The organism is Xylanivirga thermophila (assembly GCF_004138105.1).
Classification (GTDB): Bacteria; Bacillota; Clostridia; order Caldicoprobacterales; family Xylanivirgaceae; genus Xylanivirga; species Xylanivirga thermophila.
The window spans coordinates 15,452-29,773 of record NZ_RXHQ01000033.1 but is presented as its reverse complement, the minus strand read 5'-3'; the positions used below and the strand labels follow the sequence as shown (position 1 = coordinate 29,773).

The 14,322-nt window shown below is 37.2% G+C and carries 11 protein-coding genes; all 11 read right to left on the bottom strand.

What is annotated here, in order from left to right; all coding sequences use genetic code 11:
- Window positions 1–241: 241 nt before the first annotated feature.
- The 11 genes from thrS to EJN67_RS11805 all read right to left on the bottom strand — a co-directional run bounded on the left by thrS (window position 242) and on the right by EJN67_RS11805 (window position 14,296).
- The gene (gene thrS, locus EJN67_RS11855) at window positions 242–2,149 is read right to left on the bottom strand and encodes a threonine--tRNA ligase (protein WP_129724548.1); all 1,908 of its coding nucleotides are present in this window, start codon (window positions 2,147–2,149) and stop codon (window positions 242–244) included.
- Between the two features lie 296 nt (window positions 2,150–2,445).
- Window positions 2,446–3,660 (bottom strand): aspartate kinase, encoded by a 1,215-nt coding sequence (locus EJN67_RS11850; RefSeq protein WP_129724546.1) that lies wholly within the window; start codon window positions 3,658–3,660, stop codon window positions 2,446–2,448.
- Window positions 3,661–3,758: 98 nt separating this feature from the next.
- Window positions 3,759–4,658, bottom strand: coding sequence for a homoserine kinase (gene thrB, locus EJN67_RS11845; protein ID WP_165000857.1), 900 nt, complete (start codon window positions 4,656–4,658; stop codon window positions 3,759–3,761).
- Window positions 4,659–4,863: 205 nt separating this feature from the next.
- Entirely contained in the window at window positions 4,864–5,889 is a 1,026-nt protein-coding gene (locus EJN67_RS11840) for a family 20 glycosylhydrolase (protein WP_129724542.1), read from the bottom strand.
- Window positions 5,890–5,923: 34 nt separating this feature from the next.
- Window positions 5,924–6,835: a carbohydrate ABC transporter permease gene (locus EJN67_RS11835; protein WP_129724540.1), complete on the bottom strand. Its 912-nt coding sequence runs from the start codon at window positions 6,833–6,835 to the stop codon at window positions 5,924–5,926.
- A 28-nt stretch (window positions 6,836–6,863) separates the two neighbouring features.
- Window positions 6,864–7,781: a carbohydrate ABC transporter permease gene (locus tag EJN67_RS11830; protein ID WP_129724538.1), complete on the bottom strand. Its 918-nt coding sequence runs from the start codon at window positions 7,779–7,781 to the stop codon at window positions 6,864–6,866.
- A gap of 3 nt (window positions 7,782–7,784) precedes the next feature.
- Window positions 7,785–10,358, bottom strand: a complete 2,574-nt coding sequence (locus EJN67_RS11825) for a DUF5696 domain-containing protein (protein ID WP_129724536.1) — start codon at window positions 10,356–10,358, stop codon at window positions 7,785–7,787.
- 14 nt (window positions 10,359–10,372) lie between these two features.
- Window positions 10,373–10,996: a YIP1 family protein gene (locus EJN67_RS11820; protein WP_129724534.1), complete on the bottom strand. Its 624-nt coding sequence runs from the start codon at window positions 10,994–10,996 to the stop codon at window positions 10,373–10,375.
- Window positions 10,997–10,999: 3 nt separating this feature from the next.
- On the bottom strand, window positions 11,000–12,433 hold the full coding sequence (locus tag EJN67_RS11815; protein WP_129724532.1) for an SMP-30/gluconolactonase/LRE family protein: 1,434 nt from the start codon (window positions 12,431–12,433) through the stop codon (window positions 11,000–11,002).
- Between the two features lie 15 nt (window positions 12,434–12,448).
- The gene (locus tag EJN67_RS11810; protein ID WP_129724530.1) at window positions 12,449–13,324 is read right to left on the bottom strand and encodes a carbohydrate ABC transporter permease; all 876 of its coding nucleotides are present in this window, start codon (window positions 13,322–13,324) and stop codon (window positions 12,449–12,451) included.
- 15 nt (window positions 13,325–13,339) lie between these two features.
- Window positions 13,340–14,296, bottom strand: a complete 957-nt coding sequence (locus EJN67_RS11805; protein WP_207208022.1) for a carbohydrate ABC transporter permease — start codon at window positions 14,294–14,296, stop codon at window positions 13,340–13,342.
- Window positions 14,297–14,322: the final 26 nt, after the last annotated feature.

Below are 14,322 nucleotides of genomic sequence, written 5' to 3'. Positions count from 1 at the left end.
ATTTTTAATCAATGTTCCTTAGGTGGTCTCATTGCCATGCCATTTTTTAATTTTCTGCTGCAAGAAGACCCTCAAGAAACTTTCAAAATTATTTTATAAAACTACTTGACTTTAATTAGCTGGTCTACTATTAGATAGTTATATTATACAACATATTTAAAAATCATAAAATGTTATTTGCATATACTGCCTCTTCAAATGTTAATAAAAAAATCCTGACTTTAAAGTCAGGATTTTTTTATTATAATGATTTAGTTTTTATCTCCATCAATATCTTATTCATGAACTCATCTACATCCATGACACCTAGATTACCATCCTTACGGCTACGAACTGCCACTTTGCCACTTTCCAATTCCTTATCACCTATCACCAGCATATAAGGTACCTTCTCCAGCTGAGCCTCTCTTATCTTATATCCTATCTTTTCATTCCTAAGATCGGTCTCAACCCTTATGTCCTCATCCATAAACTTATCGGCTAGTTTGTTTATAAATTCATTAGATCTGTCAGTAATAGATAGTATCTTTACCTGTACCGGAGCCAACCAAGTAGGAAATGCTCCAGCAAAGTGTTCAGTAAGTATAGCTATAAATCTCTCTATACTGCCAAATATAACCCTATGGATCATAACAGGCCTATGTTTTTCTCCATCGGCACCTACATAGGTTAGATCAAATCGTTCAGGCATCTGAAAATCCAACTGTATGGTACCACACTGCCAGGTCCTACCTATACTGTCCTCCAAATGGAAGTCTATCTTGGGACCGTAGAAAGCACCATCTCCCTCGTTTACCTTGTAATCCATCTTTTTATATTCTAGTGCCTCTCTAAGTGCATCAATAGCTTGCTCCCAAGCCTCATCAGAACCCATTGAATCCTCTGGACGAGTGGATAATTCTACATGATACTTAAATCCAAATATGCCATAGAAATAATCTATTAGATCTATAACTCCTATGATCTCATCCTTTATCTGCTCAGGAAGCATAAATATATGGGCATCATCTTGTGTAAAGCATCTAACCCTCATCAGACCATGTAAAGCTCCAGATAACTCATGTCGATGTACTAGTCCTAATTCACCCATTCTAAGTGGCAGATCCCTATAACTATATATCCTTCGCTTGTATACCAACATACTGCCCGGACAATTCATTGGCTTTATAGCATAATCCCCATCATCTATCTTGGTAAAATACATATTCTCCTGATAATGATCCCAATGACCTGAACGTATCCATAGATCCCTATTTAGGATAATTGGAGTTTTTATTTCCTGATATCCATGTCTTACATGTTCTTTTCTCCAGAAATTCTCCAGTTCATTCCTAAGTACCATACCCTTTGGATGGAAAAATGGGAACCCTGGTCCCTCTTCCTGAATGCTAAAAAGATCAAGCTCTTTACCTAATTTCCTATGATCGCGCTTTTTAGCCTCTTCCAGCCTTGTCAAATACCCATCCAAATGACTTTTCTTTAAGAAAGATATACCGTATATCCTCTGTAGCATCTTATTCTTTTCATCACCACGCCAGTATGCCCCTGCAAGGCTTATCAGCTTAAATGCCCTTGCCTTACCAGTAGAAGGTACATGGGGTCCTGCACACAGATCTACAAAATCCCCCTGCCTATAAAATGATATTACCTCTCCTTCAGGTAAATCCTCTATAAGTTCTACCTTATACGGCTCATTTTTCTCCTCCATAAAAGCTATTGCCTCTTCCCTGGGCAACTCAAATCGCTCTAACTTTAAATCTTCCTTTACTATCTTAGCCATTTCCTTTTCTATAGCCTCAAGATCCTCCGGGGTAAAGGGCTTTTCTGAATCAAAGTCATAATAAAAGCCATTATCAATTGCAGGCCCTATAGCCAGTTTAACATCTGGAAATAGCCGTTTTACCGCCTGGGCCATGATATGAGAAGTGGTATGCCAAAGGGCCTTTTTGCCTTTCTCATCATCAAAAGTGAGTATATTAAGCTCAAAATCCCTATCCATACTGGTAAATAGATCTACCACATGTCCATCCACCTCTGCAGCTAATGCAGCCCTCGCAAGACCTGGGCTTATCTCTTTTGCAATATCTAATATGGTCAAACCCTTTTCGAATTGCTTTTTAGACCCGTCTTTTAAAGTAACATTTATCATGATATTTACTTCCTTTCCCTAAATTTTTTGACAAACTAAAAAATCCCCCCATCCCATCAAGGGACGAGAGGACCCGCGGTTCCACCCTTATTGATCTATTTAAATCCTGCTTTATAGCTGATAACGGAGCTAACCCATATGCTCAAAAGGTTGGTCTTCAACTAGTCTTATCGAGGATGGCTTACAGCCCATGGCCTTCCTTCTCTTTACAACAGTATCCAGTTTACTCGTCCTTATCATCGCACATATTTTTACTATTAAAATCATTATAGTAAAACATCAATAAAAAGTCAACGTTATTCTTGCCCTAAACAGAATTTATCATGTATAGCCCTTACTGCCTTCTCTACCTCATTCGGCTTTATCAGACAGGATATTTTTATCTCAGAAGTAGTTATCATTATGATGTTTATACCTTCCTGTGCCAGGGTTTCAAACATAAGCGCTGCTATGCCTGCATTCTCTGCCATTCCTGCACCTATTACCGATACCTTAGCCACATCGGATGAATAGGTAAACTCCTTTATCCCCAACTCTTCCTTATTAGATTCTATAATAGCCACAGTTTCCTCTAAATTATGCTGAGCCACTGTAAATGAAATATCCCGTTTTTTGTCCTTTACCTCTCCCTGTACTATTATATCTACATTTATATTTGCATCTGCTAATAGTCTAAAAAGTCTATATGCCATTCCAGGCTCATCTTTTACGCCCATAACATTTATCTGGGCTGTATCATAATCATGGGCTACCCCTTTTACTACCATCTTTTCCATATTGGATACCTCCTTAACCATAGTACCACTGTTATTATTTAAACTAGAGCGTACCACCAGATTTACATTATACTTCTTTGCAAGCTCTACCGCACGATTATGTAATACCCTAGCTCCCAAGCTAGCCATCTCCAGCATCTCATCATGGGAAATAGTATCTAATTTTCGAGCATCAGGGACAATCCTAGGATCTGCTGTATATACCCCATCTACATCGGTATATATCTCGCATACATCAGCTTCCAATGCAGCTGCTAAAGCAACCGCAGTAGTATCAGAGCCTCCCCTTCCCAGTGTGGTAATATTACTATAGTCGTCCATCCCTTGAAAACCGGCTACAATTACAATATTTCCTGCATCCAACTCGCTTTTCAACCTATCGCAACATATATTTTCTATACGGGCACTCGAGTATTGATTTGTAGTCTTTATGCCTACCTGTCCACCTGTTAGTGAAACTGACTTGTGCTCCAAACGTTGAATAGCCATGGCAAGAAGGGCAATGGATATCTGCTCTCCGGTAGATAATAGCATGTCCATCTCCCGCTTAGGTGGATTTGGGTGTATCTTAAATGCCTTTTCCGTTAATCTATCAGTGGTATCTCCCTGGGCAGATACTACCACTACCACTTGATCACCTTTATCATATCTATCTATTATTCTTCGAGCAACATTCATTATCTTTTCAGTATCTGCTACAGATGAACCACCAAATTTTTGAACAATAAGAGCCAAACCTTATCTCCTCCTCGAATATATAAAACTAGTGTATATTATACATTGTTGCAATTTATTTTTCAACATCCTGCAAATATATTTTTATACATTACATATTACATATTTATAACCTGAACACCTTGATTACAAGGAGATAATATCTCTATCTCCCATTTTTCATCAAATACTGAAGTCAAACCATATAGTGCATCTTTAAATCTGTCTATCTCTCCATCTAAAACAGCTATTATAGTTGGCCCTGCACCGCTTAAGAATACCCCCTTTGCACCAAAATGATAACACCCTTCAATTATATCATCCCAATGCGGAATGAGTTTTTTTCTATATGGTTGGTGCAATGCATCCTGAGTAGCTATATGCAAATTTTTCATATCTCCCGCCCTCAAGGCCGATACCAAAAAAACAGCTCGGCTTATATTAAAAATAGCATCCTTCATGGAAACAGATGATGGAAGCACCTTCCTCGCCTGCCTTGTAGAAATTTCAAAGTCGGGGATAAACACAGCAAGTTTCATACCCTCATCCATATCAAATCTATTATATAGTACATCCCGTTCCGCTTTTAAAGATACCGTTATACCTCCTACCATGGCAGGGAGCACATTATCCGGATGTCCCTCCATATCTACAGCCATATCTATCATCTGTTGCAGCGTAAGAGTACCTCCTAAAATGCTATTTGCTGCCACTATACCTCCTACTATGCAAGCAGCACTGCTACCTAGACCGCGAGCCAGGGGAATATTGTTCACCATATGTATCTTAAGTCCCTTGGGAGTATAACCTGCGCTGTCAAACACCCTTTGCATAACCTGATAGACCAGATTATCCTCCCCAGTAGATATGCCTTGAATATATCTACCCGACAGTGTTATATCAAGACCTCCCCATATCTCATCTACATGAATTTCATTATACATATTTATAGCCATGCCCAAGCAATCAAAACCTGGCCCTAAATTAGCCGACGTAGCTGGTACCCTTACCTTTATCATAATCATTTCCTCCTTAGTTACTGTATACCTTGCATCCTAGACATCTGCCTTTGTGCTATTACCATATTATAATATATATCCTGCCTATCCATCAACTCTTAATAAAAACCTACTGTAATTCATAATAAAGATTATATCGGTATAATGCAAAATTAGCCGTCACGGGTAATTTCACCCATAACGGCTAATTTTGTATACACTTTATTTAATAGTCCTTCATTTCATCCATAATAACCCTTAAAGTTCGGGCTATCCCTTTTATATCTCCTTGATCGTCACCCAAATCTCCATCGCCAAGGAGAGCAGCTGCCATGCCACCTCCCCAGGCATTCCAGCCAGTAACCAACATACCCAACATTCTCTCCGGATGTTCATGCTTTTTATAAACATCAAAAGAGTGGTTAAAAAAGGCAAGCGCTGCATCTGTATCCTTCCAGCAGGAAGGGAATACCCTAAACCCCTTATCCATAAAATACTCTACAGAACGGTAATGTTCTCCCATCTCATAGTGCCAATCACATATAATTATATCTTTAGGTATCATATCTATAGCAGAAGATATACCATATATATCCGCTTCCCATTGAGTATACCCCAGTGTTTTAGCATCTATTAGTCGATCACCCCACATAAACATCTCCACGCCCTTTTCATTAACCAAATGTTTATAATAATCATTTACCGCTTTAGCATATAGCCATGCCTTATCTTTGCCTTTACAGCGGGGACATTTATCATCTCCTATAGCAAATACTTCATCCATACCTACATGGAATGCATCTGCCTCGAAGGCATCTATAAGTTCATCCATAAGATCAAAGATTATTTTATTTATGTCAGGATGGAGGGGACACCAGCTTCTACAATAAAAATCTGGCCATTTAGCATCACGTAATATATATGGAGTCTCGTCGAATTCGGGATACTTTTCCAGAAGGGTGTTTGGTGTCCCTCCCCATCCTTGATGTCCTAAACATTCAAATAGTGGAATTAGTCTTATATCATTCTTCTTGCACAAAGTAGTTAATTCATGGGCATCCTCAGCAGTTAGAGTACCTCCCGCCACCTCAGGATGCGATTCAAACATAAAATTGGTATTTACCTCTAATATTAATATATTAACTCCCATTGGTACCAATGCATCCTCTATAACCCATTTTAATGCAGGTACATCTTCATGGGAACTAAATCGCATATGAAAACCCTTCCATATCTTGTTTACATATTTCATATAAAACCTCCTATATTACTGCTATCAATCAAGTTTAGTTAGCAAGTCCTGTACGCTCTATACCTTGAGTAAATTTTCTCTGAAGGAAAATATACATTATAAACAGTGGAAGTATTATTAGTATGGCCCCTGCCATTCCAAGGGGACTTACAATAGTACCTCCTGCAGTTTGAAATACATTCTTTACATTTGTCATAAGAAGGTTTAACGACATTGATAACAATGAACGTTCAGGTACCATTAAATATATGGATGGCTGAAAACTGTCATTCCAGTGCCATACCACAGATAATATAGCAGTAACCAATATGGAGGATTTAGCTAGCGGTAATACAATATTAGCATAGGTACGAAAAGTACTGCAACCGTCTATTCTGGCAGCTTCCTCTAACTCTCTGGGAAGGGATTTGAAAAACTGGCGGAATATAAATATAAATAATCCACCTTTAAGTCCCATACCAAAGAAGGTAGGGAGTATTATTGGCCAGAATGTATCCAGCATACCTAAGTTGGAATACTGTATATAGAGCGGTATAACAAGCACCTGAGGCGGAATTATAAGGCTAAATATTATAAGGCCAAATATTAAATTTCTCCCTGGAAATTTAAATCTTGCAAGGCCATAGGCTATAAATGAACAGGATAGTATCTGTCCTAATGCAGCACTTATTACCACTATCAAATTATTTTTGAGCCCCCGCCAATAAAACATCTTATCCATAGCTTCCCTGTAATTATCCCACTGTGGATTTCTCACCAGCCATTTGGAACTCATATCGGCCAGGTGAAGGGGACTTTTGAGCGAATTAGTAAACATATATAGAAACGGAAATATAAATACAAACATAAACTCTATAAGAAGTATATATACTAGAATTTTTAATATTGTCTGTGATATTTGTTTTTTGAAAAAGTTTACATCCTTAGGCAATTTTCTTCCCTTCAACTTAATTACCCCCTTTGCATTATCCTATTTACCTATCACCTAGATATACAACAAACCTACCTAAGATCAAGAACACCAATCCTATAACTAAACCTATAAATAAAAAGAATATCCAGCCCATTGCTGCGCCAAATCCAAAGTCCATGTTCTTAAAAGCTATTTTTAATGTATATTCCATAAGCTTATTGTCAACATTGGTAAATGAATCTATGAGCGTATATACCACATTAAGCAATATTGATGGAGTTATCATTGGCAATGTAATCTTCCAAAACATCTCCCAGTTACTAGCCCCATCACAATATGCAGACTCGTATAATTCATTCGGTACACCCTGCAAGCCGCCCATAAATATAAGTATCTGAATTCCAGACATCCATAATATAAAGGATAACCTATTGAATATGTTCTGGATTATCTTTGAAGCGTCAGGGCTCAAATATGTGGTAAATAACTTCGGGACAGAGATGGCACCGGCCATAGTTTGGATCCCTTCTGTTTCACCCTTACCGGTTACAGCTTGGAGGAGCTCTTTATCCAGCTGTGTTCCCAAAAGTTGCTTCATTACCAAGCCTGTACCTAAAAGTACGGGGAGGAAAAATACCGCTCTAAAAAATCCCTTCCCCTTTAGATCCTTGTTAAGCAAAATAGCTATAAACAAGGAATATATAAGTATAACAGGTGTATCTATAAGGGTATTTCTTACAGTTTCCAGAAACTTAGGTACAAAATCCACATCCACAACAAATGCCTTTACATAGTTTTGCCAACCAACAAATTTTATCTTAAAGCTTGCTACGTCAGTTACTTTACCAAAGCTCAATATCAGAGAGGTAAAAAAAGGATAGGCAAAAAATAGTATAAATCCTATAATCCATGGCAAAACAAACTTATATCCTTCAAGATTGTACTTTTGTTCTGCTGTCAAATGCCTCTTCTTCAACATACATCACCTTCCATTTCTCACAACGAGATAATTTACAGGTTCTATTTCATGTCCATCTATACTCTGTGTCTTGTATGAATAGTTTACATATATGACTGTTCCATTTTCATATACAGTCTTGTATACATCATCACTCAGCTTTTGATGATCTACTATATATTGGTCTATGGTATCTTTAAAACCATCATTAAACTCTTTATATACCTCTATAGCTTCATCCTTCCATTCTTCAAATTTAGACGTAAACAATTGATTATATGAGGTATATATAAGCTTTTCCGAATCTTCATATGTAAGCTGATAATATGGAATACAACCATATTCTATGGCCTTAAGCTTTTCCCGCTCTGCATCATAAAACAGATTAAATGGTTTTGATGAATAAGGTATAGATCCATGTATTACCATTTGATAAAAAGGCACCGCTTCATCCGTTACAAAATACCCTGTATTATCATTTGGAATACTTATAAGCCTATCCACTTGATTTAGGATATATTGATTGCCCCCCACAGAAGCACAAGAACCTAACTTTCCCTTTGATGCCCCCATAATCTGATTCCAATACTCTGTGGTCTTTTGACGTGTAGACTCATTTTTAGCACCATAATCATTGTAGATAAATGCGCCCATTTTTTCAAAAGCCATACCGTCTATATCAAATTTTCCAACAGTTGGCAAGAGTTTATTCAAAAATCTCCTCAATGCTACAGCAGGAGAATAGATATACTTAGCATTATATCTATCACTGATCTGCTTTGTACTCTTACCCCTTGCCACTTCGTTTCCTATGGCAAATCCCCCATTTCCCTTATATGCATCTACTAGATTATCCTGTAAAAATAGTACATATCCATTGGATTTTATCGTATCGACCAGCTTTTTGAAATCCCTGTTACTGCCCAGTTTACCTTCCAGTTTGTACTTAGAAGGATATACCTTATACCCTCCCTTTGCCCAACCGAGAAGATTGATTTGCATATCCTTAACTCCTGAATCTTTAAGCTCATTTACTATATCTACAGCCTGTTCAAAGGTAGTCATCTTGATGAATTTATCCTTAAGGGCCCTCTTTTCCTTAATACCCATTAGAAGATCTAAGCCAAAGGGCATGGATTCCTTTAATTTATCGCTCTTCTTTAATTTACCCTGATCCAATAGATAAGCCCTGTATCTATTTGCCATTCCGCTATAACTAGCATCATCATCCCTTAGAAATACAAAAGCAGCTTCTCTATCCTGCATTATACGTTCCCGTTCCATGAGCTTATAGCTAAAACCATTCCAGTTCTTAGTTATAGGTTGATAACATCTTCTATAGACAAAACCAAAATTTGCTCGATTTATATCTAAATGATAACCTGCCGGAAAGAATTTTATATTGGAATCGGCCTCTCCTTCAGTCATAAAACCTACAAATGCATGGTCATTACGCTTTATGCCATAAACAGGCATCATTATATCCCTTATACCATTTTCCCTATTTAAATCATGATCATCCAAATCTGTAACATGCTCAGAATATATTTCCTTGCTAAAAAACTGATCCTGAGGCGGTGGGTTCTTTCTAAAATAGGTCAGTGCACCACTGCCATCCGGGTAGAAAACATAGCCTTCTTCATCTGTATATCCTGCTCCGAAGTATGGAAGAAGGTCCACCTCTACAGCTCCCCCTACACTTACACCTTTAAGGGCAGCAGCATTTGACATTACCTTAAAACCTAAATCGTATATCTCGTTACATAGTTTTAATGCCTCTTTGGCCTTTTTATTTCCTTTCGTCAATGGTTCCAGCTTCTCTATAATACCTACACTATCCCTTGAACCCTTTATAGCAGAACGAAAAGACGTAGTGTAATTATACAATGCCTGGGCATGGGTATTTAATCCATAGACATTTTTTATCTGCCCTGCCTTCTCCTCTGCCCTACCTAAATTAGTTTCGGCTTTAGATAATAGATTTTTTATCTCAGGTATATTAGTATCTTTTACTCTATCAAAATCTTTCCTTATTTCCTTTATGCTGTTTTTTATTTCGGCCATACGCTCTTTTAACTCATCATCCACTCCTACAGATTCTACTATACCATCAGATGGAATACGTATCTTCAACATATCCCCATCCAAAAATATTTCAAGATCCATATTCATATTCAATTCTTCCATTTTAAATGTTAGTTTTATACCATTATCTATTGGCTGTTTATCTACCTTCGTTTTGAGTCTAAGATAACTTTTTTTACTGATATTGTCCGCATCCTTTGTAAGATCTGTATATGTTATAAGAAAAAGCGACTCAAGACTGGTTTTAATCTCATCATTTAGTTCATCTGTATCTATTTTGTTTTCATCTACTGTAGATGTCCATAAAAAATCGCTTTTTTTATCCAATACAGCTATGGCTATCTTTTCTGCATTATAATACAAGGCAAGAGCATCAGTTTCACCCACCTTTTCAAATCCTGTCAGTCTCTCATCTATCGGAGCTGCATATGCCAAACCAGCAAAGGGTATTAAAACCTCAAACAAACATAATAGCACTAAAAGTATAGATAACAGCTTTATTTTGCAATTCAATTCAACACCCCTCCCTACCTTGAATTTAATAGTTTTATTTCACTTACTAATTCCTTTGCAAATACCACAATTTGATCACCTAATGAATAGAAAAGCCCGATTAAAAGCCATATAATTACCACACTCAATATGCCTAACATGCATACCCCCACCGTCTTCCAAAATTTGTACTCATTCATGGTAGCAGTGGATATGAAAAATAATATGATTACCCATGCCCATTTTATAAACTGCAATCTGTAAAATAGCCCAGAATTTTTTGCACTCATAAAATGGGATAATAATGCTATTATCGGTGTAAGCACTATATATGGCAACATGGCATATGCAGTACTGGCTAGCTGCTCTTTGAGCATAGTCTTACCTTCGTTTATGGTGGTCATTGCATAACATCCTATTGTCCATGTAAACAATGGAATAAGCATTCTAGCAAACTCCGTCCATAGATTGGTCTCCCTAGGATTAAGTTTGGATAATGGATAGTGGGTATAGTATATATCTATAAATCTAGCCATCAATATCAATATAAAAAGTATTAAAGTAGGAGTATAGTTAAAATCCTCCCGCTTTTCCTTTATAACTGTAAATCCTCTAATAGGGTGAAACATTATCATAAGGGCAGTTTTTAATCCATCCATGGACTAGATCACCCCTTTCCATGTCTTAGTTTGTCTAAGCATTTGTCCACTCAATCTTCTCAAATAACGTACAAATTTTATAATCGCTACTATCACACCAATTATAGCTAGCACTATCCATCCAAAGTATTTTCTAAATATACTATGTCTGTACTCCGAAAACGCATCAGAATATCCTTCCCTATCATCTGCTAGCCTATAGGATTTCATAGACTGTTTCCATTTTTCCTGTTTCATATATGCCTTCCCCATACCTTTATGGGCTACATAATAATTAGGTCCTACCTTCAATATCTCTTCCCATGGCTCTATGGCCTCCTGATATTTACCATCATAGTAGAGATTAAGTGCATGATGGACAGTCTCTATAAATTTGGTGCGTTCAAAAACTTGTATGTTATTCATCCGACTATCCAATACATACATTCTGCCGTTTTTATCTTGTACCACACTTGTGGGAAATAAAAACTTTCCACGATAGGTACCCCTACCTCCAAATACTGTCAGTAGATTGCCCTCCTGATCATATTGATATAATCTACATGTACTGCTCTCAAGTGCAGTTATTATACCATTATCATCTACCGAAATATCCACAAAGGAAGGTTCTATCTTATTACCATACTCATCAATATCCTCACCGAAAAAACCATCTTCAGGATATATGTTGTTTCCCAAAGTAGTCATCTTCTTAATTTGTTCAGTCTTTGCCCTTAAGGTAGTGGCATATATCATACCATCATCGGTTATTACAAAATTGGAATGGGCAGGCGGGAGCCTTTTTGATAGCTTTTCTTTTTGCTCTGGAGATGCAAACATCCTTATGAGCACATCGGTAAAGCTAAATTCCAATCGTGTTGGTGCAACGTACCCCTTAAATTGATTGTTTCCGTCCAAAACCGTAAAACCATGATAGTCATCGTTTAAGGTATATATTTGGTTTATAGCATCTACATACACCTTACTAGGTCTAAATGGTGAGTTAGTATCATAAAGTGGGGATTTAGGCTGAACAAACTCTTCAACAAATTTTCCCTCAGGTGATAGATGAACTACTCTGCCATTACCCGTATCTGCTATATACATATCTCCATCATCGTCTACATAAATACCATTTGGACTGTTTAGTTTTTTTGTATCTCCATCATAGGTGCCTAATAAATTTCCATCTCTGGTCAATTTTATTATTCTATTATTCCCCGTATCTACCACATACAGTTTTTCATCCTTATCCATGAAAAGATCCTGAGCATTGTTTAGATACCCTGCCTCATCAAAATATGAAAAGACTTTTTCTACCTTATAAGTCAGCGGAATCGCTATACGCTTACCCTTCTCATCTAGTATATAATCATAATTACCAGCCCCATATGCCGTAATATTAAATACACATATCAACACGGTCAGTATTAATGCTATCTTTTTATATTTTTTCATACATCCAGCCTCCCATTAAGCCTTAATGCCTGAATATGCCATAGTCTTCATAACTTTTGACTGCATAAACAGAAATATTAATATCGTTGGCAACACGGTAAGAAAGGTTGCAGCTGCTACAGCTCCTGAACGGGCAACCTGTCCCGGCCCTCCCTGTATGGTTTGAAGCGCCAGTGGAAGAGTTTTCATGGTTTGGCTGGTAATAAATACTAATGGAGAAAAATAGTCATTCCAGTTTGACACAAAGGAAAATACTATCAAAGTAGCCCATGCCGGTTTTGCCATCGGCATTACCATACTCCAGAAGATACGGAACTCTTTGGCTCCATCTATCCTGGCAGCCTCCAATAGTTCATTGGGTACACCTTCCATGAACTGTTTCATAAGAAAGAAATTATAGGCTACTGCCAATTTGGGGATTATAAGTGCCCAATACGTATTTATAAGTCCTAATTTGTTTACTATTAGATAGTTTGGAATCTGAGTAACCTGCGGAGCAAACATCAAGGCTGCTACAACAATATTAAATATGGTATTTGCCCATGGAAGATCGTATTTTTCCAAAGCAAAAGCTCCCATACTGCATATGATAACCGTGCCAAACACTGTAACCGCAGTAGTAAATAAGCTATTGAACACAAAGCGTGTAAATGGCACTGAAGTACTGTCAAGGGTAGTTAAAAGTTCAGAAAAATTCCTTAAAGTGGGCTTTTTAACAAAAAACCTAGGAGGATATAGGAACAGCTCATCCAGAGGTTTAAAAGCTGAGCATATCATATATATAAGCGGTAGGGACGTAAAAGCTACCAATAACAGCATAAAAAAGTAGAGGAAGAATTTGCCCCAGCTGAACTTTTTTCTTTTTTTATTTTTTTTAGCTTCTCCTGCCATTTCATTCTCAACCTCCTATTCGTCTTTAGATGAGAATATTTTCATACTTAGTCTACCTAATAAAAATGTCAGTAAAAATAATACAACAGCAACTGCTGAAGCATATCCCATATTAAACCTTATAAAAGCATAATCATATAGATGGGCTACTATAGTATGACCCGCATAGTTTGGACTAGGCATACCCGCAATGGACACAGCCACATCAAATACCCCCAATGATCCCACTATTGCATTTATAGCCCCAAATAGAAGCTGAGGTTTCATACATGGGAATGTAATATATACTAGCTCCTGAAACTTATTCTTCATACCATCAATAGCTGCAGCTTCATAGTATGATTTGGGGATATTTTGAAACCCTGCCAGAAATACCAGGAATCCTGTACCCATGCTCATCCATATGGATACTATTATTATGACAGGCAATATCGTATTAGGATCCATATTCCACAAAACAGGTTCATTTATAATCCCTAAATTTATCAATATATTGTTTAGAAATCCATACCTATCTCCAGAGAAAAAATACAACCACACTACTGACATTGCTATACCACTTGTAAGTGACGGAGCATAGAAAGCCAATGAAAATGCATTACGCCATTTCAACTGATCTATTATCCATGCAAAAAAGAATGAGGCAAAAAAACCAATAGGTCCCGTTACCAACGCGAATAGCAAAGTATTCCTAAGGGCTATTAAAAACACATCATCATCGGTAAATAATAGCCTATAGTTAGTAATTCCTGCCCATTTTGGAGCCTGTAGTATATTGTAATTTGTAAAGCTCAACCCTGCAGCTGTTATTACAGGTAACAGGGCAAATATTACAAATAATATCATGAATGGTGCCAGCATAATATATCCCGGACCATACTTATTCCAAAATGTCCTAAATCTACTCTTCTTTTGGGTGTTTGTATGCATACTAGCTTTTCTCTGGCCAACAGAATTAACATTGACACTCATAAACGTGTGTACACCCCTTCCAACAA